26 protein-coding genes and 1 pseudogene are annotated in these 22,927 nt (G+C 51.0%); 20 read left to right on the top strand and 7 right to left on the bottom strand.

Going from position 1 to position 22,927, the window contains the following annotated elements; all coding sequences use genetic code 11:
* Window positions 1-225: 225 nt before the first annotated feature.
* The 16 genes and pseudogenes from NTZ04_02725 to NTZ04_02650 all read left to right on the top strand — a co-directional run bounded on the left by NTZ04_02725 (window position 226) and on the right by NTZ04_02650 (window position 13,502).
* A pseudogene (locus NTZ04_02725) lies at window positions 226-384 on the top strand (helix-turn-helix domain-containing protein).
* Between the two features lie 361 nt (window positions 385-745).
* Complete coding sequence (gene speD, locus NTZ04_02720) at window positions 746-1,099, top strand: adenosylmethionine decarboxylase (GenBank protein ID MCX5991233.1); 354 nt, start codon at window positions 746-748, stop codon at window positions 1,097-1,099.
* A 21-nt stretch (window positions 1,100-1,120) separates the two neighbouring features.
* Window positions 1,121-2,035, top strand: coding sequence for a polyamine aminopropyltransferase (gene speE, locus NTZ04_02715; GenBank protein ID MCX5991232.1), 915 nt, complete (start codon window positions 1,121-1,123; stop codon window positions 2,033-2,035).
* 271 nt (window positions 2,036-2,306) lie between these two features.
* Window positions 2,307-2,750 carry an Rrf2 family transcriptional regulator gene (locus NTZ04_02710; GenBank protein ID MCX5991231.1) on the top strand — a complete coding sequence of 148 codons (444 nt, stop codon included), beginning with the start codon at window positions 2,307-2,309 and terminating at the stop codon, window positions 2,748-2,750.
* Window positions 2,751-2,860: 110 nt separating this feature from the next.
* The gene (cysK, locus tag NTZ04_02705; GenBank protein MCX5991230.1) at window positions 2,861-3,778 is read left to right on the top strand and encodes a cysteine synthase A; all 918 of its coding nucleotides are present in this window, start codon (window positions 2,861-2,863) and stop codon (window positions 3,776-3,778) included.
* Window positions 3,779-3,798: 20 nt separating this feature from the next.
* Window positions 3,799-4,578, top strand: coding sequence for a sulfide-dependent adenosine diphosphate thiazole synthase (locus NTZ04_02700; GenBank protein ID MCX5991229.1), 780 nt, complete (start codon window positions 3,799-3,801; stop codon window positions 4,576-4,578).
* Between the two features lie 17 nt (window positions 4,579-4,595).
* Window positions 4,596-5,267, top strand: coding sequence for a serine O-acetyltransferase (gene cysE, locus NTZ04_02695; GenBank protein ID MCX5991228.1), 672 nt, complete (start codon window positions 4,596-4,598; stop codon window positions 5,265-5,267).
* 15 nt (window positions 5,268-5,282) lie between these two features.
* Complete coding sequence (locus tag NTZ04_02690) at window positions 5,283-6,485, top strand: homocysteine biosynthesis protein (protein ID MCX5991227.1); 1,203 nt, start codon at window positions 5,283-5,285, stop codon at window positions 6,483-6,485.
* Between the two features lie 12 nt (window positions 6,486-6,497).
* On the top strand, window positions 6,498-6,908 hold the full coding sequence (locus NTZ04_02685; GenBank protein ID MCX5991226.1) for a 4Fe-4S binding protein: 411 nt from the start codon (window positions 6,498-6,500) through the stop codon (window positions 6,906-6,908).
* Window positions 6,909-6,911: 3 nt separating this feature from the next.
* Window positions 6,912-7,649 (top strand): UPF0280 family protein, encoded by a 738-nt coding sequence (locus NTZ04_02680; protein ID MCX5991225.1) that lies wholly within the window; start codon window positions 6,912-6,914, stop codon window positions 7,647-7,649.
* Window positions 7,650-8,813, top strand: coding sequence for a cysteine desulfurase NifS (nifS, locus tag NTZ04_02675; GenBank protein ID MCX5991224.1), 1,164 nt, complete (start codon window positions 7,650-7,652; stop codon window positions 8,811-8,813).
* 125 nt (window positions 8,814-8,938) lie between these two features.
* Window positions 8,939-9,091, top strand: a complete 153-nt coding sequence (locus tag NTZ04_02670; protein MCX5991223.1) for a YHS domain-containing protein — start codon at window positions 8,939-8,941, stop codon at window positions 9,089-9,091.
* A complete protein-coding gene (locus NTZ04_02665; GenBank protein ID MCX5991222.1) occupies window positions 9,088-9,528 on the top strand; it encodes an MOSC domain-containing protein in 441 nt (146 codons plus the stop codon). Before NTZ04_02670 ends, NTZ04_02665 begins: the two co-directional genes overlap by 4 nt.
* A 5-nt stretch (window positions 9,529-9,533) precedes the next feature.
* A complete protein-coding gene (fdhD, locus tag NTZ04_02660; GenBank protein ID MCX5991221.1) occupies window positions 9,534-10,334 on the top strand; it encodes a formate dehydrogenase accessory sulfurtransferase FdhD in 801 nt (266 codons plus the stop codon).
* Window positions 10,334-11,248, top strand: a complete 915-nt coding sequence (gene nadA, locus NTZ04_02655; GenBank protein ID MCX5991220.1) for a quinolinate synthase NadA — start codon at window positions 10,334-10,336, stop codon at window positions 11,246-11,248. The genes fdhD and nadA overlap by 1 nt, the downstream gene beginning before the upstream one ends.
* A 118-nt stretch (window positions 11,249-11,366) precedes the next feature.
* Complete coding sequence (locus NTZ04_02650) at window positions 11,367-13,502, top strand: UvrD-helicase domain-containing protein (GenBank protein MCX5991219.1); 2,136 nt, start codon at window positions 11,367-11,369, stop codon at window positions 13,500-13,502.
* 29 nt (window positions 13,503-13,531) lie between these two features.
* On the opposite strand, the gene NTZ04_02645 is transcribed toward NTZ04_02650, so the two are convergent.
* Window positions 13,532-14,176, bottom strand: coding sequence for a hypothetical protein (locus NTZ04_02645; GenBank protein ID MCX5991218.1), 645 nt, complete (start codon window positions 14,174-14,176; stop codon window positions 13,532-13,534).
* A 309-nt stretch (window positions 14,177-14,485) separates the two neighbouring features.
* On the opposite strand from NTZ04_02645, the gene nadE reads away from it, so the two are divergent.
* The 4 genes from nadE to NTZ04_02625 all read left to right on the top strand — a co-directional run bounded on the left by nadE (window position 14,486) and on the right by NTZ04_02625 (window position 18,039).
* A complete protein-coding gene (nadE, locus tag NTZ04_02640; GenBank protein ID MCX5991217.1) occupies window positions 14,486-15,208 on the top strand; it encodes an NAD(+) synthase in 723 nt (240 codons plus the stop codon).
* 65 nt (window positions 15,209-15,273) lie between these two features.
* Window positions 15,274-16,308 (top strand): recombinase RecA, encoded by a 1,035-nt coding sequence (gene recA / locus NTZ04_02635; protein MCX5991216.1) that lies wholly within the window; start codon window positions 15,274-15,276, stop codon window positions 16,306-16,308.
* Entirely contained in the window at window positions 16,305-16,787 is a 483-nt protein-coding gene (locus NTZ04_02630; protein ID MCX5991215.1) for a regulatory protein RecX, read from the top strand. The genes recA and NTZ04_02630 overlap by 4 nt, the downstream gene beginning before the upstream one ends.
* 322 nt (window positions 16,788-17,109) lie before the next feature.
* Window positions 17,110-18,039, top strand: coding sequence for a prenyltransferase (locus NTZ04_02625; GenBank protein MCX5991214.1), 930 nt, complete (start codon window positions 17,110-17,112; stop codon window positions 18,037-18,039).
* A gap of 125 nt (window positions 18,040-18,164) precedes the next feature.
* Here the strand turns inward: NTZ04_02625 and NTZ04_02620 are convergent, their stop codons facing one another.
* The 6 genes from NTZ04_02620 to NTZ04_02595 form a co-directional block, all read right to left on the bottom strand.
* Window positions 18,165-18,422, bottom strand: coding sequence for an acylphosphatase (locus NTZ04_02620; protein MCX5991213.1), 258 nt, complete (start codon window positions 18,420-18,422; stop codon window positions 18,165-18,167).
* A 49-nt stretch (window positions 18,423-18,471) separates the two neighbouring features.
* Window positions 18,472-18,621 carry a hypothetical protein gene (locus tag NTZ04_02615; protein MCX5991212.1) on the bottom strand — a complete coding sequence of 50 codons (150 nt, stop codon included), beginning with the start codon at window positions 18,619-18,621 and terminating at the stop codon, window positions 18,472-18,474.
* A 224-nt stretch (window positions 18,622-18,845) separates the two neighbouring features.
* On the bottom strand, window positions 18,846-19,160 hold the full coding sequence (locus NTZ04_02610; protein ID MCX5991211.1) for a GIY-YIG nuclease family protein: 315 nt from the start codon (window positions 19,158-19,160) through the stop codon (window positions 18,846-18,848).
* A gap of 433 nt (window positions 19,161-19,593) precedes the next feature.
* The gene (locus NTZ04_02605; protein MCX5991210.1) at window positions 19,594-20,649 is read right to left on the bottom strand and encodes a polyprenyl synthetase family protein; all 1,056 of its coding nucleotides are present in this window, start codon (window positions 20,647-20,649) and stop codon (window positions 19,594-19,596) included.
* 11 nt (window positions 20,650-20,660) lie between these two features.
* Entirely contained in the window at window positions 20,661-21,869 is a 1,209-nt protein-coding gene (locus tag NTZ04_02600; protein ID MCX5991209.1) for a hypothetical protein, read from the bottom strand.
* A 57-nt stretch (window positions 21,870-21,926) separates the two neighbouring features.
* Window positions 21,927-22,601, bottom strand: a complete 675-nt coding sequence (locus tag NTZ04_02595) for a hypothetical protein (GenBank protein MCX5991208.1) — start codon at window positions 22,599-22,601, stop codon at window positions 21,927-21,929.
* Window positions 22,602-22,927: the final 326 nt, after the last annotated feature.

The raw sequence follows: 22,927 nt of genomic DNA, 5'->3' as shown, positions 1-22,927 counted from the left end.
AAGGTGGCTCTTGCTCCTTCTCTAGGCACGAGAATCTGGAAGTGGTTAAGCATGCGGATTAAATTACACGGCGGGTCGCCCTCCGCCGTTCCCGAACTCTCCGTAGAGAAAAGTGGCGGCGCGTCAGATTGTTGGGTACAACGGTTCATATTGCACCTATTTGCCAGTATGTGCTAGAATGATCATCGTGAACAGATACCCGTCGAGCTTCACAGGAGGTATCCCATGGTGATCACAAAGGAGTGGTTCACGGTTGAAGAAGCTGCCGAATACCTCTGTGTTTCAAAGAGGACCATCTATAAACTGACTCAAGAAGGCCGACTGCCTGCCTTCCGCATTGGCCAGGAGCGTCACCGCCGCTTCCGCAAGGAGGATCTGGACAAAGTCCCTCGGCTGGGTGAGGAAACCAGAGAGTCAGAAGGGCTCCTAAGGCTAACGGCCAAAGCCGACCCTGTGCTCGCCGAGATCTGGGACAACAAGAAGGACGCAGCCCAAAAGCAGAACATGAACGCTCGCAAGCTGGGCTCCAATGCCATCCCCAGAGATGAAGGCGATAGATGACAACATTCGCGTGGCGCTGGGTCTTTCCTGAGCAGGGAGTGTTATTGCTTAGCCAAACAGAACAGTCTTGATCTCTTACATATTGCAAAAAAATGTGAATGATGTATAAAATCATACTTTGTTCTGTTGTCGTGTTTTTGGTGGTACTTAAACGTGCAAGAATTAAACAAGGAGGGAAGGTGATTTGAATGCGCTAGGGAAGCATATGCTGTTGGAACTGAGGGACTGCAACAAGGAGTTGCTGAATGATCTGAGTTTTCTGCAAAGTGCTCTTGTTTCCGCAGCTGAACAAGCTGGTGCTACTGTCATAGGCAAACATTTCCATCGTTTCTCTCCCCAGGGTGTGAGTGGAATAGTGCTTATTTCTGAGTCTCATTTGTCCCTGCATACCTGGCCTGAATTTGGCTATGCTGCAGTGGATATCTTTACCTGCGGGGATTCAGTGAATAGTGAATTGGCAGCAGAACTATTGATAAAGAGCCTGCAGAGCAAAGACCCCACTATCATGGAGATAAAGAGAGGGGTTTTGATATCGTAGATGGGGCAGATCGGGGAAGGTATGGAAGAAGATCCGAATCTATGGTTTCATGACACTATAAATCCCGACTTTGTGCAAATGTACAGGGTGAGGGAGATTTTGTACTCAGGGGAGAGCCGGTTCCAATCGGTGCAGATCATTCAAACCTCTAGTTTTGGCAGATGTCTGATCCTGGATGGCAAAGTGCAGTCGAGTGAGAAGGATGAGTTCATCTATCATGAGGCCCTGGTTCATCCTGCGATGATCACTCATCCTGGCCCCGCGGCAGTTTTTATCGCCGGTGGGGGTGAAGGAGCGACGCTGAGAGAGGTATTAAATCATCGCACAGTGGAAAAGGTGGTAATGGTTGACATTGATCAGGAGACTGTGGATATTTGTCGCCGCTTTCTTCCGTCGCTACATCAAAATTCCTTTGATGACAGCCGCGCGCAGCTACTTCATCTTGATGCAAGGGAATACTTGACTAATTGCGAGCAGCAATTTGATGTGATCATAATGGATTTAACCGATCCTGTAGAAGAGGGTCCATCCTGTTTGCTCTACACCAGGGAATTCTATAGCCTGGCCATGAAGAGGCTGACTCCTCGCGGCATTATTTGTGTACAGGCTGGTTCTTGTGGTTGGGGCGAAATGGGGGTGTTTGTAGCCGTTAACAACACCCTGCGCACTGTCTTCCCTCTCGTTTTCCCATATCGGGCTAACGTGCCTTCTTTCGGAGGAGAATGGGGGTTTGCCCTCGCATCGCTGGAACCGAGTCCGCTCTCGCTGTCTACGGCTGAAGTGGATAATCGAGTGTCTGCAAGAACATGCAGGAGTCCTCGTTTTTATGATGGTGTTACGCACCAGGGTATGTTCTGTTTGCCCCTGTACCTCCGGCAGGCAATGAGCCGCAGGGAAGGCATTGTTACTGACAAAACCCCACTATCTCTTCGTTAAGCAAGCGCTGCATAAACACCATTTCCCTTAGTTGGCTATCCATAGTCCGTGAATTCTACTACGCTTGGTGTCATTCTCACGCAAGTGGGAATCCAGAACCAATTGAAAAGGGCAGCATCTCCTGGATTCCTGCTTCCGCAGGAATGACGTGGTCAGGTCGGGGACCTGACACCCACTTTGAGGGTCTACGGATTCAGGGCTATGTGCTGTAATTGACAAAGTTTTTGTATTAGTCTACAATGTTGATAAATTTAGTTTACAAAGAACGAAAATGAAGCTTTCGACCAAAGGACGCTATGGAGTTAGAGCACTGCTGGATGTAGCCCTTAACTGTGAGTCGGGCCCAGTGCCTTTGAAGGACATTGCCAAGAGGCAGGGTATTTCAGCGCAGTATCTGGAGCACCTGGTTTCGCCGCTCATAAAAGCAGGTGTAGTGAGAAGTATTCGTGGTGCGCGTGGAGGGATAACTCTGGCCAAGTCACCCGAGGAAATAAGGCTCAGCCAGGTGATCGAGATTCTGGAGGGATCGGTTGCGCCTGTGGAGTGTGTTGATGATCCTAGAATATGTTCCCGCTCCAGTTTCTGTGTTACGCGGGATGTGTGGGAAGAATTGAAGAGAGCTATGGTAGGAGTTCTTGACTCTGTCACTCTGAAAGACCTGGTTGAGAGACACAAGGAAAAGGGACAACCGAAGTCTGGAGTCTATTCAATATAGAGACCTGTCCGGTATTTGGAAAGACAATGTTCTAATTCCCGTTTTATTTGAATAGTGGACTTAAATCGATGACTAATCATGAAGTAAGATCAGGGACAAGAAGACGGAAGTTGAAGATAGCCAATAGCATCACTGAGTTAATTGGAGGCACTCCTCTGGTCAAATTGAATGTGGTGACTGAGGGGGCGAATGCGACGGTTGCAGCAAAGCTTGAATCATTCAATCCTCTGTCCAGTGTAAAGGACAGGATTGGCATTGCCATGATTGAAGCTGCTGAACAAGCGGGGCTGATCAAAAAGGGTACGGTTATCATCGAACCAACCAGTGGGAATACGGGCATTGCCCTGGCCTTTGTCTGTGCTGCCAGAGGGTATCGCCTTATCATTACTATGCCTGAGACCATGTCCATTGAAAGGCGGCAGCTTCTGGCTGCCTTTGGCGCAGAGCTGGTCTTGACTCCAGGTTCGGAGGGTATGGCAGGGGCAGTGAGAAGAGCGGAGGAACTGGCAGCCAAGACCCCGAATTCGTTTATGCCCCAGCAATTCAAGAATCCTGCCAATCCTCAGGCCCATCGGGAAACTACCGCAGAGGAGATTTGGAAGGATACTGAAGGCAAGGTAGATATGGTTGTTGCCGGCGTGGGAACGGGAGGGACAATCACAGGCATAGCTGAAGCGATCAAACCTCGTAAAAGTGGGTTCAAGGTTGTTGCTGTCGAACCAGCATATTCACCGGTTCTTTCGGGTGGCAAGCCTGGTCCGCACAAAATTCAGGGCATAGGAGCCGGTTTCGTTCCTGAAATACTCAGATCTGATTTGGTTGATGAGATAATCCGGGTCAGTGATGAGGACGCCATGATGATGACGAGGAAGTTGGCCAGGGAAGAGGGGATACTTGTTGGCATATCCTCCGGGGCGGCTGCCTGGGCTGCTCTGCAGGTTGCCAGGAGACCAGGAAGCAAAGGCAAACTCATCGTGGTCATATTCCCGGATACGGGCGAGCGTTATCTAACCGCCGGTCTCTTCTAGAAAAAGGAGGATTTAGAGAAATGGATGAAGTGACCATATCCAGGGCCATAACAGAGTGTTTTATGAAGGACTTCATGGAGGCAATGGATGTGGACGTTGCCATAGCAGGGGCAGGACCATCGGGCATGGTAGCTGCTTACTATCTGGCGAAGGCAGGAGCTCGGACGGTTGTGTTTGAGCGTCAACTGCGTGTTGGTGGCGGCATGCCTGGCGGGGGTATGATGTTCAACCGCATTGTGTTTCAACGTGCGGCGATGCATATATTGGATGATTTTGGAGTCCGAACTAAGGAGTATGAGAAGGGGTACTATGTCGCCGACGCTCTGGAGACTATTTCTACTATCTGCTCTGTTACAATGAAGGCGGGAGCAAGGGTATTTAACCTGATGAGTGTAGAAGATGTGATGATCCGGGGGGATAACAGAATCCATGGATTGGTTTTGAACTGGAGTGCGGTGTCTCTGGCCAAGCTTCATGTGGACCCGCTGACTATAAGGTCGAGAGTAGTTATTGATGCCACGGGACACGACAGCGAGGTATGTAAAATTGTAGAGAGAAAGATAGGCAAGAACCTGAGCACTGCCAGCGGTGGTGTGGAGGGTGAGAAGTCAATGTGGGCAGAGAAGGGCGAGAGGGAGATTATAAAGAACACTGGAGAGGCATATCCCGGTCTAATAGTTGCCGGCATGGCGGCGAATGCTGTTTTTGGCTCCCCGAGGATGGGAGCTATCTTTGGGGGAATGCTCTTGTCAGGTGAGAAAGCGGCGAAGTTGGCCCAGGGTATCCTGGCTAAGGGGTAGATAAGATCTTTAGACGGCTGAAAGAGGATATAAAGACAGTTTTTGCACGGGACCCGGCAGCGAGGAGCTTGCTGGAGGTTGTATTTTGTTATCCCGGCTTGCATGCCCTCTGGATTCATCGCCTGGCGCGGTTCCTCTGGCAGCATAGATTACGTTTGGCGGGGCGTCTGGTATCCCATGCCGGTCGTTTTCTCACGGGTGTGGAGATTCATCCCGAGGCTAAGATTGGCAGGAGGTTCTTTATTGACCATGGGATGGGTGTGGTTATCGGGGAGACAACGGAAATCGGGGATGATGTACTCATTTATCAGGGGGTCGTTCTGGGAGGAACGAGTTCGGAAAAGAAGAAACGTCATCCCACAATCGGAAATAATGTAGTTGTGGGTGCTGCAGCAATATTGCTGGGCCCTATCACTGTAGGAGAAGGTGCCAGGATTGGCGCCAATTCTGTTGTAGTAAGGCCTGTTCCTCCTGGAGCTACGGTGGTAGGAGTTCCGGGGAGAGTAGTAGAGGAGAAGAGAGCACTGGTTGTCGATCTGGAACACGGCAAGTTGCCCGATCCTATTAGCGAGAACATCAGGTTAATAACAGAGCGGCAGGATAAGCTGGCCGAGAGAGTAAGACAATTGGAGGCTTTGCTTAATGTTGAGGTTACCGTGAGGGAGCCAAAGACAGGGGATGGCGAATAGAAAGGAGGCATGGAGATGCCGAAGACAATAGCGGAAATCAATGAGAAGATACGCAAGGGGCAGGCGGTTGTGGTAACAGCCGAGGAAGTAATCGGTATTGTTGAGAAAAAAGGGCTGGAAAAGGCCTCCCGGGAAGTTGATGTAGTGACCACAGCCACCTTTGGCCCAATGTGTTCCTCCGGCGCCTACCTCAATGTTGGGCATTCCAAACCAAGGATAAAGCTCGGTGGTGGGACTGTTTATCTTAATGACGTTCCTGCCTATACAGGATTCGCCGCGGTAGATATTTTACTCGGTGCTACTGCCATGCCTGACAATGATCCGAAGAATAGAGTTCACCCCGGAGATTTCAACTACGGGGGCGGGCACGTAATTGAGGAGCTGGTGGCAGGGAAGGATATAAGGTTCATAGCTACTGCGTATGGAACTGATTGCTATCCAAGGAAGAAGATTGAAACCCTGATCAATATAAAGGGCATCAATGAGGCAGTGCTGTTCAATATCAGGAATGCATATCAGAATTATAATGTGGCAGTGAATCTTTCTGACAGGACGATCTATACCTATATGGGGGTACTCAAACCGAACCTGGGGAATGCCAACTACTGTTCAGCAGGACAGCTTTCTCCGTTGCTCAATGATCCATATTACAAAACTATCGGCATAGGAACCAGGATATTCCTGGGTGGCGGGGTGGGCTATGTTGCCTGGAATGGTACGCAGCACAACCCCAATGTTCTTCGGGGAGAGAACGGTGTGCCTAAACGCGGTGCGGGGACATTGGCGGTGATTGGCAACCTGAAGCAGATGAAGCCGGAGTGGCTGCGTGGGGTGAGCTTCCTGGGTTATGGCTGCACTCTCGTGGTGGGGATCGGCGTTCCCATCCCCATACTATCCGAGGAGATACTGCGTTACACCGCGGTTAGAGATGAGGAAATCCTTGCCCCGATAGTGGACTATTCTGACGCTTATCCCCAGAGAAAGCCAGATATCCTGGGAGAGGTTAGTTATGCTCAGCTCAAGAGCGGCAAAATAGTAGTGCAACAGAAAGAGGTTCCTACGGCCTCTTTGTCCAGCTATCCCAAGGCTGTTGAAATTGCCCAGACCTTGAAGGAGTGGATATCCAAAGGACATTTCCTGTTGACTGAGCCTGTAGCACCATTGCCCGGTGTAGAATCGGGGATTACTTTCAAACCGTTGGAAGAACGTCTTTCTTAGAGGGGGATGGAAATGGCTATTGCTAGAAGAGTGGTTTTGCACTTCCCGCGCACTGTTGTCGATCAACCGGTAATATACAGGTTGGTCAGAGATTACAACCTCATGTTCAACATCCTTAAAGCTTCAATAACTCCTAATGAAGAGGGGCTGTTAGTCCTGGAGTTGAGTGGTGAGCGTGAGGACTATGAGAAGGCTGTCCGATTCCTGGCTGAAGTTGGTGTGAAAATTCAGCCCCTTAGCCGTGATGTCTACTGTAATGAGAAGCGATGCACTCACTGTGGTGCTTGTATTACGATTTGCCCCACGGGTGCATTTGTTCTGGAGACACCCAGCAGACGCGTGAAATTCCTTGATAAAAAGTGCATTGTCTGCGGGCTGTGTATAAAAGCCTGTCCCCCTCGGGCAATGGAGATACGCCTTTAGTCTATGCATGAATATGAGCCGAGGTTTTATCGGCATTGGGTTAGGGACAAGGATTTAGTTTCTTTCACAGTCATAGTGAAAGAATCAGACTTGTACGTACGGGCAGGACGCAACCTCAAAAGGAAGGCACTGAAAGTACTGCTAAAGCACCGTGCTCTGCTGGAGGGGTACATTCAGCGGCATCCTGAGTTCCTCACCAGTCTTAGGCCTTTCCCCGTTGAGCAAGATGCGCCGGAAATCGTTAAGTCGATGGCTGAGGCGGCAGGCAAGGTTGGTGTTGGGCCCATGGCTGCAGTCGCTGGAGCTGTAGCTGAATTTGTGGGGAAGGAATTGCTGCCTTTTTCGCGAGAGGTGATAGTGGAAAATGGCGGGGATATATTTATGAGGACCCTTGGGATGAGATCAATAGGAGTTTATGCCGGGGAGTCCTCTCCTTTTACAGGGAAGATTGCCCTGGAAATACAGCCTGAGGAGACCCCGCTGGGAATTTGCACTTCGGCAGGAACGGTGGGGCACTCTCTTAGTTTCGGCAGGTCTGATGCCTGTATTGTGCTCTCGCATTCTACCTCTCTGGCGGATGCGGCTGCTACGGCTGTGGGCAACCTCATTAAAGAAGCGGACGATATTCCCCGGGGAATTGAGTTTGCCAAGGGCGTTGAGGGAATAGAAGGGGTAGTGATTATCAAGGATAACCGCATAGGTATTTGGGGCAAGGTGAAGGTTGTTTCTGTTGAGGGATGAATGAAAAGGATATATCTTGACCATGCGGCTACCACGCCCACAGACCCACGGGTATTGGAGACTATGTTGCCCTATTTCAGCGGTGCTTTCGGCAATCCCTCCAGCATACATTCCCTGGGTCAGGAGACACGGGCGTCTGTAGAGGAGGCCAGACATAAGATTGCCAGTCTTATCGGGGCCCAGAGTGAAGAGATTATCTTTACCAGTGGGGGAACAGAAGCTGATAACTTTGCCATAAAGGGAGCGGCTTCTGCAAATAAGCAAAAGGGAAATCATGTTATCACTACCTCCATAGAGCACCATGCAGTGCTTGAGTCCTGCAAAGTTTTGGAGGGACAGGGGTTTGGAGTTATCTGTCTGTCTGTAGATCGGAATGGTCTGGTGGACCCCGATGAAATAAGGAGGGCGATTACGGCTGGAACTGTCCTGATTTCAGTGATGCATGCCAATAATGAGGTGGGTACTGTCCAGCCTATAGCTGACATAGGCAAGATTGCCAGAGAACGAGGGATTTGCTTTCATACAGATGCAGTGCAAACCGTGGGTCATATACCGGTCAATGTAAACGAACTTGGCATAGATTTACTGGCCATGTCGGCTCATAAACTATACGGTCCGAAGGGGGTCGGAGCTCTCTATATTCGCAAAGGGACAAGGATCGATTCCTTTATGCATGGTGGGGGACAGGAGAGGGGACTCCGGGCCAGTACAGAGAACGTTCCTGCAATTGTCGGGTTTGGCAAGGCGGCGGAGATTGCTCAAAGGGAAGTAGATAGAGAGTCGAAACGTCTGACCTCTCTACGGGACAAGCTTATTCAAGGGCTCTTTGAGCGAATTCCTGAAATCCATCTTAATGGCCACCCTGTGCAGAGATTGCCCAACAATGTCAATGTAAGTATTGGGTTTGTGGAGGGGGAGTCAATGGCCATTGGCCTGGACATGGAAGGCATTGCTGCTTCCACTGGTTCAGCTTGCACCTCGCACGATTTGGAACCCTCTCATGTTCTACTGGCGCTGGGATTACCTGGTGTGCTTGCCCGGGGCTCGCTACGCTTCAGCCTGGGCCGGGAAACTACTGAAGAAGAGATAGGTCGAGTCCTGGAGGTATTACCTCGGATAGTGGCCAGGCTCAGGGCTGTCTCACCTCTCTCGAGAGATAGCTAAGCACTGACCTCCCATCCGTACTTTCCTATATAATGTGATTGCTATTCCTATGGCTGCTGGGTTATCGTAGCTGCTGGGAAGACATGACATGGATAAGGATCAATTTGTTCAAGGAGGTGGGTGAGATGGCTAAGGATCCTGTTTGTGGAATGGAGGTAGACGAGAAGAAGGCACCAGCCAGGACAGAGTATAAAGGGAAGACCTATTACTTCTGCGCTCCTGGCTGCAAGAAGGCCTTTGTTCAGAATCCGGATAAGTATTTGAAAGCTCAAAAATAGTGGCTGAGATAATCGCGGTCTGCAAGAGTAAGAATAAAGGCACCAGGAAGGAGTCTGTCGAGTCAGTAATTGTTAAAAAAGATTACGGTGTTATCGATGATGCACATGCCGACTGCTGCACGCATCGGCAGGTAAGCCTGCTCGCAGAGGAAAGCATTGATAAGATGGTAAATATGGGTCTTAAGGTTGGGCCAGGAGATTTTGCTGAGAACTTCACCACCAAAGGGATAGCTCTTGTTTCCTTGCCTGTCGGCACCCGGTTGTCCGTAGGGGAAGAGGTTGTCCTGGAAGTGACCCAGATTGGCAAGGATTGCCATGTTGGTTGTGCGATCTTCCGTGAGGTTGGCAAGTGTATCATGCCCAAAGAAGGGGTATTTGCCAAGGTAGTCCACGGCGGGTTGGTCAGGCCAGGAAATGGGATAGCAGTAAAGACGTAACACAAATGGATATTCAAGAGATTGCCCAAGAGGCGGAGAAGACCGCGGTGTTACGTATCACTGAAACAGGAAGAAGTGATATCGAAGCCCTGGTTGTCAAGGAATCTCCCCTCACTATTGTTCTGGATAATCAGGAGTTGGTGACCGTGCTATGCTCTCCGGTGAATCTGAAGTATCTGGCTGTGGGGTTCCTTTTCTCTGAAGGGTTTCTTGAGAGCAAAGGGGAGATCAAGAAGATAATAGCTGATGAACGGAAGGGTATAGTATGGATCGAGACCAAAGGGGACAAGGGTGTTGGTACTGACGTCTTAAACAGGCGTTTCATTACCTCTGGTTGTGGTAGGGGGGCCTCTTTTTACAGTATCGCCGATGCTCAAAACATGAGAAGAGTGGAATCGCATGTTGAGGTGTCATCCGGCGAGGTGTTTGCTCTCGTAGATGAGTTTCAGCATCACTCCGAAGTTTATAAGGCAACTCACGGCGTTCACAGTGCTGCTTTGTGTGACAGGAATACCATACTGATCTTCAGCGAGGACATTGGAAGGCATAATGCTCTGGACAAGATTTTCGGGGAATGCATTTTGAAGGACATGCCAACAGACGATCGGATCATAATTGTGAGCGGGAGAATTTCCTCGGAGATGTCTCTCAAGGTGGCTATAAGAGGCATTCCCATTATTGTTTCCATAGCTGCACCTACCAATGCGGGAGTAAAGTTGGCCGCTGATCTGGGCATAACCCTGATTGGGCTTGTCAGAGGAAAAAGGATGAACATCTACTCTGGTGCTTGGAGGATAACGGACTAATGAAAGATAGCCGTGCTCAGTTGGCAGAGAAAATCCTAAGCTTGAAGAAGGAGAGAAACGCAGTCATCCTTGCCCATAATTATCAACTGGGGGAAGTTCAGGATATAGCTGACTTTGTAGGCGATTCTCTGGAATTGAGCCAGAATGCAGCCAGGACTAATGCTGATGTAATTGTCTTCTGCGGAGTGAACTTTATGGCGGAGACGGCATCGATTCTCTGCCCGGACAAGATAGTGCTATTACCGGTCATGGAGGCTGGTTGTCCTATGGCAAATATGATTCGAGCTGAAGACCTGCGGAAGATGAAAAAGGAGCATCCTGGTGCAGTAATTGTCTGCTATATTAATACAACTGCTGAGGTGAAGGCCGAGTCGGATATCTGTTGTACTTCGGCAAATGCTGTGCGGCTTGTTCAGGGATTGGAGGCCAGGGAGATCATCTTTGTACCTGATCAGTATCTGGGTCACTATGTCTCCACAAAGACGGGTAAGAAGATGATACTCTGGCCAGGGTATTGTCCCACCCATGTGCGCATACAGGCAGAGGATATCCACAGGCTGAGGAAGATGTATCCCGGAGCTGAGGTGATGGTACATCCGGAGTGCCGCCCGGAGGTAGTGGCGATTGCTGACTTTGTTCTCAGCACTGGCGGAATGATCCGGCATGCCAGGAGCAGTCAGGCTGCAGAGATAATTGTTGGCACTGAGATCGGCCTGATACATCGACTGAGGAAAGAGAACCCGGATAAGGTATTTATCCCTGTTTCTGAGCAAGCTGTCTGCCCGAATATGAAAATGATTACCCTGGAGAATATCCTCTGGTCTATGGAAGACATGTCGCCCCGGGTGAAGGTTGCTGGGGATATCCTACTCAAAGCCAGGAAGGCTGTGGATAGAATGATCGAGGTTGGCTGAATAGATACCTACAGGCTTCTTTCGATTGGATTCAGCCAGCGCAAGGCAATCTTTTTTAACCGGTTTTGCTTGACGTCCTCGATTTGCCGACACTGCAATTAGCTTCGGAACTGAACCTGTGATCGATATCTTAGAGGATCTCAATCCTGCCCAGAGGGAGGCTGTAGAGGCCGTTCAGGGGCCTTTGCTTATACTGGCTGGGCCAGGGAGTGGCAAGACCAGGGTTATCACTCATCGGGTGGCTTATCTTATCAAGGTTTGCGGTGTCAGCCCGCGTTCTATCATAGCAGTCACCTTCACCAACAAAGCGGCCAGGGAGATGAGAGAGAGGCTCCATCACCTTCTGGGACGCTTGGTAGAGGAGGTGTCTCTTGGTACCTTCCACGCTGTCTGTGCTGCTATCCTGCGTCGGGACGGGCAAGTGATGGGTTTGAACCCCAGGTATGTTATTTACGATGAGGATGACAGGCTCAATTTGATAAAGCGCAGCCTTCAGGAGCTTGGTATTGACCCAAAGTCCTATGCCCCGAAAGCCTTTCAATCCGCCATAAGCGGCGCCAAGAGTCAACTGCTCACGCCAGATGACTACGGCCAGCGTAGCCGGAGCTACTTTGAGGAGGTAGTACAAAGAGTCTACCAGCGCTATGAGACGCTTCTTGTTGAGAGTCAGGCCCTGGATTTTGATGATCTCTTGGTGAGGACTTACCAGCTCTTTCAAGGGTATCCCGAGGTATTGACGAAGTACCAGTCACGCTATGCTCATGTGCTTATCGATGAATTCCAGGATACAAACATTACTCAGTATGCCCTGGCAAGGCAATTGGCAGGAAAATATCGCAATATCTGCGTTGTGGGTGACCCTGACCAATCAATATATTCCTGGAGGCATGCCGATATACGCAACATACTCAGTTTCGAGAAGGATTTCCCTGAAGCAAAGGTCGTCTATCTGGAACAGAACTATCGTTCCACCAAGAATATCCTGGAGGCAGCCCATACGGTTGTCTCGGTCAACCGTAAACGTAAGGAGAATAAGCTTTGGACTGAAAACGAGGTTGGTCTTCCTATCAGGGTAGTCGAGGCTTATAGTGAAGCCGAGGAAGCGCAGTTTGTGGTGAATGAGGTTGCGAGCCTGATGGATAGAGGTGAGGCCTCGCCGGTTGACTGTGCTGTTATGTACCGCACCAATGCTCAATCACGGGTGATCGAAGAAGCTTTCATCCGCTGCGGGATACCTTATCAGGTGGTTGGTACTGTCCAGTTCTATGGGCGGCGTGAGATCAAGGATATCATTGCCTATCTCAAACTTGCCTATAATCCCCACGACAGTCTTAGCTTAACAAGGATAGTCAATATTCCCCCGAGGGGCATTGGGCCGCGAAAGCTGGAGGAACTAGCGCGATGGGCGGAGAGCCTTAATATCCCACTATATACGGGGCTCGAGAGGTTGACCCAGGACAAATCCGGCTCTCCTTTTGCCGGTCGTGCTGCGCAGGTGCTGACAGACTTTTCTGGTCTCCTTCAAGAGCTGGTCAAGCAAAGCATGGAGCTCAATGTGGTCGACCTTCTGGATGCCATAATCCGGTCAACGGGATATAAAGAATATACATTGGAACTCCCGGATGGTGAGGAGCGTTGGGACAATATCCTGGAGTTGCGCGGGATAGCGAAGGAATATCAGAACTTCAAGCCTGAGGAAGGATTGGCTCTTTTCCTTGAAGGGGTAGGTCTCTTTTCTGACGTTGATGAATTGGATGAAAAGAAAGATGTTGTGACCCTGATTACACTCCACCAGGCCAAGGGTCTGGAGTTTCCGGTGGTTTTTATAGTGGGTGTGGAGGAAGGTATCCTGCCTCATATCAGGTCTTTTGATGACCCGGCCCAGATGGAGGAGGAGCGGCGTCTGTGTTATGTGGGCATGACCCGTGCGAAGAGGCAACTGTATCTGATTCGTGCCTTACGGCGCAGCCTGATGGGAGGCACGAATGCTAACCCACGGTCACGCTTCCTTGAGGATATTCCGCAACACCTTATTCAGTGTAGAGCTTCATTTGAAGAGCAGGAGTCGATGCCGGCAGTCAGCATAGACACTTTGGTTCCGGAAGTTGGCGATTATGTGGAACATGCGAAGTTTGGTCAAGGTGTGGTCACAAGCTGTGTTCCTGTCAGAAATGACTATGAGGTTGAGGTGGCCTTTCGGAAGTTGGGGACCAAGAAGTTGCTGTTGAGCCTGGCATTCCTGAAGCTGTCATAATCTGACTCAGACAGAGAGTGAAGATGTGCCTATGGCTGGTCAGGCTTTTTCTTTATTGTTGAGTCCCACTGATGCTGCAGCCAGCTTAATGCTTTCTTAGTATCACTGGCAACCCTTGCCTTTTCGCTCCTGTCGACCCGATATTTGAACAGCCAATAGGTGAATTCCTTATACTCTGTTAGCGTGATTGAATCACTCTCGGGATAGTTATTTTCATTCCTGAACTGGTTCAGCAGAGTGCTCATGTCAGCGCCGTAGATTCGAAGGAAGGCTTCTTCTTCAATACGATCATAATGACCGAGGCCGATCCCTGCCTGCTCTTTGCATATCTCCTCCTGGACTGTAGAAAGCAGTGCTTCCTCCACCACAACCCCGTAAAGGTAGTTAAGGTAGGCTCGGTATTTGGTCTCACCGATAAGATGGCGGAATTCCTTCTGGGGCAGCTCAATGGGAGGCGTAGCGGTGAAGAGCAGCCTCATTTTCTCCTCTTCTGGTATAAGGCCGTCAACCTCCAGGCAAAGACGCTCCGCAAGTGAGAGCCAGTCAAATGCCTCATCGCCAATGAGGTACCGATAGTGCCTTCCGTCAATGGTTTCCTCAGCGCTTCCCCATAAGCCGATAGCTTCAAGCAAGGCAATATACCAATGCTTATCAGTGAGAACTGCCTGTTTCAAGTGCTGAATTGCTTCTGTATCAGCACGATTAGTACTCAGGGAATTCTTTGTCATGATATCTAGATTTTAGCATAGAATGCTTGAATGCCCTCAAATGGGAAATGCACTCAACATATCCGACAATCTCTTGGCATTATTCACGGGGAAGGCTTCCGTATCGTTGTTGAAGTAGTTGTGATTGTTTTCCCTTTCCCTGACTAAAATAGCATGTGGTTTAACATGGGTCGAAGTTCCCCCGGCTTTCCCGGCAAGTCCCGGCTTGCTTGAATAACAAGGGCTATAACTGGTACATTTGTAATGGTATTCTCTATGCAGCGGTCAGTTGATAAACTGGTGCACTGGATTAAGGCGCAGGTAGCGGCGGCAGGTGCGCGTGGCGTGGTAGTGGGGATGAGTGGAGGAATTGACTCCTCAGTAGCTGCTGTACTGGCCAAGCTGGCCCTGCCTGACAACACTCTTGGCTTGCTCTTGCCCTGTCACAGCATTCAAATGGACGTGGATCATGCCTATATGGTGGCCAACAAGTTCCAGATTCCCACCAGGCTTATTAGTCTGGATAGCGTGTTTGATGCATTTCTGGCTGGTTTGTCTGATGATAGTCTGGTTCCCGCTACGAAGATACTGGCTGAAGCCAATCTCAAACCCAGGATCAGGATGACAACACTGTATTACTTCGCCAATCGCCTGCATTATCTGGTGGTAGGTTCCGGCAACAAGTGTGAACTGGGCATAGGCTATTTCAGCAAATATGGAGACGGCGGTGTTGATATCCTGCCTCTGGGCAATATGGTCAAACGACAGGTGCGGGAAATGGCACGTCATGTCGGCATTCCTGAAGAAGTTGTTGATAAGCCGCCATCGGCAGGACTGTGGGAGGGCCAGACCGACGAGCAGGAGATGGGATTGACCTATGACCATCTCGACACTTACTTCACCAGCGGCAAAGCCCCGGAAGACGTGAGGAGAAGGATTGAAGAGAAGATTACTCGCAATGCTCACAAGCTGGTTATGCCTCCTGCACCTCCCTTTTAGCCTTGTACTGCGTGAGGGCCTGTGTTATCATGCCATCTAATGAAGAAAAAGAAGGGGAATGAGTAATGGCGACAGAGAAAGAGAAAGCCCTGGATCTAGCTATTGAACAGATAGAGAAGCAGTTTGGGAAGGGCTCCGTCATGAGACTTGGCGAGGCTTCGGCGAAGCTGGCGGTGGAGTCTATTCCCACTGGCTCTCTTTCGCTTGACCTGGCTTTGGGAATTGGGGGGATCCCTCGTGGCAGAGTAACAGAAATCTTTGGCCCTGAGTCTGCGGGGAAATCAACCCTGGCTTATCACATTGTAGCCCAGGCTCAGAAGGGAGGGGGGATAGCTGCCTACATAGATGTGGAGCACACGTTTGACCCTACTTATGCCAGCCATTGCGGGGTCAAGGTGGATGATCTTCTGATATCGCAGCCTGACTCGGCTGAAGAAGCTCTGGAGATCACGGAGTCGCTGGTGAGGAGTGGGGCAGTGGATGTGATAGTGCTCGACACGGTGGCAGCTCTGGTCCCAAGGTCGGAGATTGAGGGTGATATGGGTGATGCGCAGATGGGGTTGCAGGCCAGGCTGATGTCGCAGGCCCTGAGGAAGCTGACTGGTGCCATTAGCAAGTCGCATACGTCAGCTATATTCATCAATCAACTGCGTGAGAAGGTAGGGGTCTTCTTTGGCAACCCGGAGGTGACTCCGGGTGGTAGAGCACTGAAGTTCTATAGCTCGGTGAGGATCGATCTCAGGCGGGTGGATTCGATAAAGGTGGGCAGTGAGATAGTCGGCAATCGGGTCAGGGCTAAAGTGGTGAAGAATAAGGTTGCTCCGCCATTCAGGATTGCGGAGTTTGACATTATGTTTCAAAGTGGCATAAGCAAAGAAGGCGATCTCATGGACCTGGGTGTGGCCATGGGGATGATAAAGAAGACCGGAGCCTTCTTCTCCTTTGGTGATACTCGCCTGGGGCAGGGGCGTGAGAATGCCAAGAGCTACCTCAGACAGCATCCGGAAGTTGCCGCGGAGATAGAAAGCCAGATCAGGGCCAAGGGTACATTGCCGGCTGCCGCTATTCCTGTTGAGGAAGAAGCAGCCACATCTGAATGAGATCACAAGTGGATGCCAGGCATCAACCCTGTCTTGATAGCGCTTCCCGTTATCTCAGCTATCGCCCCCGGAGCGAACTTGAGGTAACCAGATATCTAAAGCGAAAAGGATTTGATGATTCAGCCATAGCAGAAGTGCTGGCAGAATTGAGAGAGAAGAGACTAGTGGATGATTATGCCTTTGCCCAATTCTGGAAGGAGAATCGCGAATCATTCAGCCCCCGTAGCCAGGCTATGCTGCGAAGGGAGCTAAGGTCAAAGGGAGTTGCCCGTCAAATTGCTGATGAGATGGTTGTGGGAGTGAATGAAGATGGGAATGCCTATCGAGCGGCGCAGAGAAGAGCCAGTAAGCTGGCTCAGGCTGACTACAACGTCTTTCGAAGCAAGCTGGCCTCGTTTCTAAGGCAACGAGGCTTCGGTTACGAAGTGATAGAGCATACAGTAAGACGGCTATGGCTGGAGGAGGTTGGCAATGCCTAAAGGTGCTTCTTATGGTTCCAGAAAAAGGGGCAAGAGGAGACGCTATGTCCCACAGACCACTCAACCGTCTGGTCAGGCCCCACCTGGTAAGAGCGTTATTGCTGCACCTCTAATTCGACCCTCTGCACCTGTCCAGCAGTCTGTCCCTCAGCAGCCATACCTAGTTAGGGACTTGAAGACGATTGGAGTAATAGCCGGGCTAATGGTTATCGTTCTTGTTGTTCTTTCCTTTGTGCTCTGATGTGCCCTGACGGCATGTTGCCATCGACATGGGATATGCCCGCGTTTTGTTTATCCTTTCTTTTGATGGGGGTAATATCGTATGGAAGCAGCTTACAGGCGGAATGTGAAGACCTGGTTTCTTGAAACGCGGCCTCAATTCCTATTGCTGACGCCGGTCTGCTTTCTGGTGGGATTGTCTGTGGCCGTCTATGAACGCTCCTCTGGGCATTCCCGGGTAAATGGTCTCCATCTTGTACTGGCACTGGTGGGTGCTTTGCTGGCACATATAAGTGTCAACGTGCTCAATGACTACTTTGACTACCGGAGTGGAGTGGACCTGGCAACAAAGAGAACACCATTCAGCGGTGGCAGCGGCGTACTCCCGGCAGGTCTTCTTAAGCCTCAGCACGTTTACTTCTTTGGCTTGGCTTGCCTTCTGGGAGTAGCTGGCATTGGAATCTATTTCACTGTTGAATATGGTGTGAAGATTCTACCCCTGGGCATACTGGGTATACTGGTCGTATATTTCTATACTACTCATATCACCAAAACCCCGTTGCTATGCGCTATTGCCCCTGGTCTGGGATTTGGCCCGCTGATGGTTCTGGGCACACAATTCACTCAGACGGGGGAATACACCCTGGCAGCCGGGGTGGCATCACTGGTGCCGGGGTTTCTGGTGTCCAATCTGCTTTTGCTCAACCAGTTTCCTGATATCGAGGCCGACCAGGTGGCCTCACGACGCCATTTCCCCATAGCCCTCGGCCGAAGAAGCAGTGCCCGGATATATGTGGGGCTGATGACAGCTGCTCATCTCAGTTTGATCTTCGCGGTGGCCTTCGAGTTGCTGCCAGTGACGGCCCTGATAGGGTTGATGACCTTGCCGCTGGCTGTGAAGACGGGCCGGGGCGTTCTCAAGAACTATGATAATATCGGTGGCCTGCTGCCCTTTATGGGGAGCAACATATTGCTCACTCTATTGACTCCTTTGCTGGTAGGTGTGGGCGTCCTCCTGGGCCTTCTCCTGTGACCCCTGTCTGTCCCGGAGACAGACGCGTCAGAAGCCTGTAGGGGCGGTTCGCGAACCGCCTGTAGTGAGGCCACAACGGCCTCCCGTACATGCAAGTTGACTGTCCTTTGCCGGGGGAAAGAGTTCTAATGCCTTATGCTGAAACCTGAGAACCCCCCGCCGTATTCTCCCCATGTCAACTCCACCCTGTCTACTACTGCTCCTTGAGGGCCTTGGTGCAGAAGCTCCAGCAACTTCTCCAGTCCCGATCGCTCTCCCTCTGCCTCCACCTCCACCGCACTCGACTGGAGTACATTGCGGACATAGCCGGTCAGCCCCAAAGAATTGGCGTGCTCTTGCACAAAGGCCCGGAAGAAGACTCCCTGCACATGGCCGTAAACCATGGCATGAAGGGATGCCAGGGTATAATTGATGGTAAGTTGCCCCCCGGCCTCATTCCTCCTCTGGAGGGGACTCCTTCTTGCCCTTTGTCTTGATCAGTTCAACTGTAACGGGTGTAGGCAGAATCTCAGCCACAGCGAGCTTCTTGGCATCCTTCTTGGTCTTCTTGTGTTCTTTCCGTCCGAAGTCTTTTCTTCCCATGGCTTCACCTCGACTTTCGTTCTGCTTAAAACTAGTGCTCAGTTGCAGGAATAGGCGTCATTCGCTTTGTGGGAGGAGACCCTTCGCTTTCGCTCAGGGTGACAAACCGCATAAATATCATTCTGACATATTGCCCACTGTGGGGCAACAGGCTTTTATAGGTGTCAATCTGAGCGAAGCGAAGAATCTCTGCCACGAGCCATCAGCTATGAGCTACGATCGTGTCATTCTGAGCACAGCGAAGAATCTCCATTTGCAGACCATTCTTCACTCACATCTCTCCAGTTCGGATTAGTGGACTTGATCAAGGCGATCTTTTTCACCCTTAGCCACCCCTTAATCTGCTTCTCCCGGGCAATTGCGGCGCTAATATCGGTAGTCACCTCGTAGTAAACAAGCTGCGTGATGTTGTACTTCCTGGAAAAACCTTTCACCAGTTTGTTCCTGTGTTCGAACACACGCCTCTGGATGTTATTGGTCACGCCAGTATAAAGCGTGCCTGCCTTGTTGGTCATGATATAGATATAGTACTCGTTCATGCTGGGTGACCATTGTCATTCTGATATTGCCTACTGTGAGGGCCACAGGCTTTCATAGGTGTCATACTGACATATTGCCCGCTGTGTCATTCTGAGCGCAGCGAAGAATCTCGATTGTTACGCTGACTTGTTCAACCGGCGCTGGTTTATCAAAGCATCTCCACGCAAGCAACCCCTGCCCTTCAGAGGCAGGAGGTGGTGTAGGGGCGACTCGCGAGTCGCCCGGGTTAGCAATCACAACCAGACAGTCCTTATCTGCCGCCGTCATTCCCGCGCACGCGGGAATCCAGGACAGTTGGGTGGGGGGCATGGGAGTCAGAAGGAGAGTTTTGAGGAATTGCCTAGAACTTGAATTTTGAATTCTGAATTTGTTTGGGATTTCGAAATTAGGATTCAGGATTTATGATTTGAATCTCTGAGGCTTACTAACAAATTAAGCCTTCCTCTCCGTCAAATACTGTGTCAGGTTCACCAGACACTCATAGGCCGCATTATGAGGCAGCAGATCCAGGGCAGAGCAAGCTTGCTGTCCAAAGCCCTCTGCAATCTGAGAACACTCTTCAACAACAGATGATTCGTGCACCATGTCAGTGATCAGCCTCAGACCCGCCTCTCTATTCTGCCCCAGCATCTCCGAGATCCAGTGATTCTCAGGATTTCCCAGCAGCAGTATTGCTGGCAGGGTGACTATGCCTCGCGACAGATCGCTCGTAACGTCCTGGATATCATCTACAATCTGAAAAGCCATTCCCAGGTTGTAGCCATAGTCCTTGAGCGATTTCACCACCTTGTTTGGCGCCCTGCTCAGCACTGCCCCTGACTCGGTGGCTACGGAGAAAAGGGAGGCTGTCTTCCAGCCTGTGGTTTGGAAGTACTCATCCCTGCTCCTGTGTGATCTGGCAACGTGTTCTGTGACGGCACCACTGCAGATAGCTGCCAGGGCCTGAGCAAAAAGCCCCATCACCCTGATGTTTCCTGTTTCTGCTGTCATGTAGGCCGCTGCGGCACAAAGGTAATCTCCCAAAAGGACTGCATCGTGATTTCCCCAAAGACGGTTGAGAGTCAGCCTGCTGCGGCGGAGCAAGGAGTTGTCGATGGTATCGTCATGTACCAGTGTGGCCGTGTGCAATAGTTCCACTGCTGCCGCCATAGAGACGAGGGATTCAGAATCACCGTGGTAAAAGCTGCCTGCCAGCATGGTCAAAGCAGGGCGGATCCGCTTGCCGCCGCCTTTCAAAGCATGTTGCATTTGCTCTGTCATCCCGGGAGGGGCATCAGCGATCACCAGATTCAGCCTTTCCTCGACGCTGGCCATCCGTGACTGAACCGGTTGGTAGATAGAGGCGACGGTCAGGCGTTCCTGTTCTTCAGCAGGCATTGCCTGTCGGTATTCCCTGTCGCATGCGGGCTCGACAAGGCCGATGCCTTGCTGGCTTGCAGAAGTCTGAACCGTGCCTGGTTCGGGAGTAATCATAGCCTTGCGAATCACCCTGTGGCTCCTCATTTCTTCCTTCCGTTCAGGTGCAGCAGGCGGAGTATGAAGCCAACGCCGGTCCGCACCTTTTCAACCACCCAGAAGATAGCCAGCCAGAAGCGCTTCCTGACGAAGTTGACCGCAGCCGTAGGCCCACCCCTGGCTTTTGATGGTTCTGCCTTTGCCTGCTGAGTTTTTATGCCAGGCACATCCACAGCAGGCGTTGACTGGCTTGCCAGTGGTGTGGCAGTAGCATTAGTCTTGCTCTGTGCTTTCATCGTGTTCTTTCCAGGAGGTGCTGGCTTGCCCCACATCCGTTGCATTCGCCTCCTCATCGGTGACACGAAAACCCCCAGGCGCCAGGTGAGCGGTCGAAGGCCAGTGCGCGGCTTTGCAGCTACTCCGGCCTTGGTCTTCTCCGGTATTGATACAACCACCTGCGACTGCGTTTCGGAAAGCACGGCCCCAGCCTTTGGTTTCTTTTTCACGGGCTGCTGAGGTTTGCCCCAGAGCATACTCCAGAGAGAGGAAACACTGAACCGGGAACGCTTGCCAGAGGGCTGAACGCTGGCCAGCGGTTTAGGTTGTGCCGCTCCCGCGGCCGAAGCTGGTGAGGCAGCAGTTGGTTTTTTTCTCACTGGCTTTTGGGGTTTTCCCCAGAGCAAGCTCCAAAGCCAGGCCATATCCAGCCAGGAATGTCTCTCAGGAGGCATCGCCTGAGTTTGAGGCTCTGTTGTTGCCTCGGCTGTTGTGGATTCGGGGCCTGCAACCGGTTTCCTGGTTGACTTCCCTTGACCTGTCTGAGGACCGCCGGGCATCCTTTTCTCGACCATTGCAGGTATTCTTTTCCACACCAGATCCCAGAACTGGGGAGGAAAGCGCCAGAACCATTGTCGAAATCGAGGCCAAGCCCAGCTGAATACTCTGGCAATCCAGACAGGTGTTGTGAACAACAGGGCGATAAGAACGGCAAATATAACCAGCAGCACGAGTGGCAGGCGCAGACTGCTGGGCAGAATAAAGGCGGTAGCAACCAGGATCAATATGAAGGTCATGCAGCCCATGCAGCTACAAGGGAGGCAATTGTGCCAATTGGATAACCATCTTCCGAGGTTGACAAAGTAGGGCCCTATCCGCCGCCCGCACCAGATGGCCAGGGTTAAGCCCACCAGAGAAAAGAAGAGGATAATGGGAAGCAAAACTACGATGACGATTATTACTATGATTGCGATCATTTCACTCTACCTGCAATCTGAAGAGTATTGAGGCCATCTGATGTTTAACAATGATACTCATGTAAGATACGGTGTCCCCATTTTTCTCGCTTCCCTTACAATGACTGCCGCGCGTGTGAGCACTGAGCCAATCAGGTCCTTAATCTGTGCGCCCCCGTCTGCCAGCCTGTCAGACACTATGTCAAAGCATAGGGTTGTCCTTTGTATGATGTATTCTATGTTCGAGACATAGTTGCCCGTTTCTCTTGAGGGGACATCGACATCACGCGTCCTCAACACGAACACATAAGGTTTTGCTACATGGTTTGGTGCCGGTATTGCCAAACGTCCTTCGCAGGCTACGTAGTCGTTGAGTGAAGCGTTGTCCGTCACCCAGGACCCCTCAAACTCTGCAATCACTGGCTGAACCCCGCCGGTGACTTGTTTCAGAAAGAAAAGCGATCTCACCTTCGTCCCACGCAGCTCAAGATCAAAGGTATCAGTCCTGTTGGGTAGGTCAAATGACAACGTCCCTGTGAGCCAAAGGTCGGCAATCTCGGTGGCATTATCTCGCGGTATCATGTTTCCCTGCAGGTTCAATGTCACGTTGCCAACGTCCTTGTAAGCAAGACACCAACCCCATCCGGAGAGATGCAGAGATATCGGCGTGTCGGCGGCAGCGGTACTGGCGGAGACTGTCAGCAGGGCCAGCACGGCAGGGAGCGCTATAAGAAACGCTAGTAATGAAACCAAGCAGAGCCTTCTCCGGGATCTTGTCTTGCTCACAGAGCGGTTGATTGCTGCCATCCAAATTTGAGCAGCCCTGGTTCGTTTTGTCTTAGGCACTCTTAGGCACACTGACCATCTCTCGTCTCGGTCAATATCCATACGTTGGGTTTATGCGTTGATTATATCAGGGTGCTGCAAATATGCAAGCGGGCGAATTGCCTCATCTAAAATGTAACCGAAGGGATGGTGGTTGACTCATGTAAAAGGTAACCGAAATGGGGGAGAATTGGGCTAGCTTAAGTGGTGAAGGAGATGAAAGCTAGCCAATGGATATTAGAGCACGGAAGGAG

This window comes from Chloroflexota bacterium, from assembly GCA_026389585.1.
Classification (GTDB): Bacteria; Chloroflexota; Dehalococcoidia; order UBA2247; family RBG-13-53-26; genus JAPLHP01.
This window is presented reverse-complemented; position numbering and strand designations above follow the sequence as displayed.

Coding starts and splice junctions, on each gene's coding strand:
- speE (MCX5991232.1), top strand. CDS start 1,121: ATGGAAGAAGATCCGAATCTATGGTTTCATGACACTATAAATCCCGAC.
- NTZ04_02710 (MCX5991231.1), top strand. CDS start 2,307: ATGAAGCTTTCGACCAAAGGACGCTATGGAGTTAGAGCACTGCTGGAT.
- NTZ04_02700 (MCX5991229.1), top strand. CDS start 3,799: ATGGATGAAGTGACCATATCCAGGGCCATAACAGAGTGTTTTATGAAG.
- NTZ04_02690 (MCX5991227.1), top strand. CDS start 5,283: ATGCCGAAGACAATAGCGGAAATCAATGAGAAGATACGCAAGGGGCAG.
- NTZ04_02685 (MCX5991226.1), top strand. CDS start 6,498: ATGGCTATTGCTAGAAGAGTGGTTTTGCACTTCCCGCGCACTGTTGTC.
- NTZ04_02680 (MCX5991225.1), top strand. CDS start 6,912: ATGCATGAATATGAGCCGAGGTTTTATCGGCATTGGGTTAGGGACAAG.
- nifS (MCX5991224.1), top strand. CDS start 7,650: ATGAAAAGGATATATCTTGACCATGCGGCTACCACGCCCACAGACCCA.
- NTZ04_02670 (MCX5991223.1), top strand. CDS start 8,939: ATGGCTAAGGATCCTGTTTGTGGAATGGAGGTAGACGAGAAGAAGGCA.
- fdhD (MCX5991221.1), top strand. CDS start 9,534: ATGGATATTCAAGAGATTGCCCAAGAGGCGGAGAAGACCGCGGTGTTA.
- nadA (MCX5991220.1), top strand. CDS start 10,334: ATGAAAGATAGCCGTGCTCAGTTGGCAGAGAAAATCCTAAGCTTGAAG.
- nadE (MCX5991217.1), top strand. CDS start 14,486: ATGCAGCGGTCAGTTGATAAACTGGTGCACTGGATTAAGGCGCAGGTA.
- recA (MCX5991216.1), top strand. CDS start 15,274: ATGGCGACAGAGAAAGAGAAAGCCCTGGATCTAGCTATTGAACAGATA.
- NTZ04_02630 (MCX5991215.1), top strand. CDS start 16,305: ATGAGATCACAAGTGGATGCCAGGCATCAACCCTGTCTTGATAGCGCT.
- NTZ04_02625 (MCX5991214.1), top strand. CDS start 17,110: ATGGAAGCAGCTTACAGGCGGAATGTGAAGACCTGGTTTCTTGAAACG.
- NTZ04_02620 (MCX5991213.1), bottom strand. CDS start 18,422: ATGGTTTACGGCCATGTGCAGGGAGTCTTCTTCCGGGCCTTTGTGCAA.
- NTZ04_02615 (MCX5991212.1), bottom strand. CDS start 18,621: ATGGGAAGAAAAGACTTCGGACGGAAAGAACACAAGAAGACCAAGAAG.
- NTZ04_02610 (MCX5991211.1), bottom strand. CDS start 19,160: ATGAACGAGTACTATATCTATATCATGACCAACAAGGCAGGCACGCTT.
- NTZ04_02600 (MCX5991209.1), bottom strand. CDS start 21,869: ATGATCGCAATCATAGTAATAATCGTCATCGTAGTTTTGCTTCCCATT.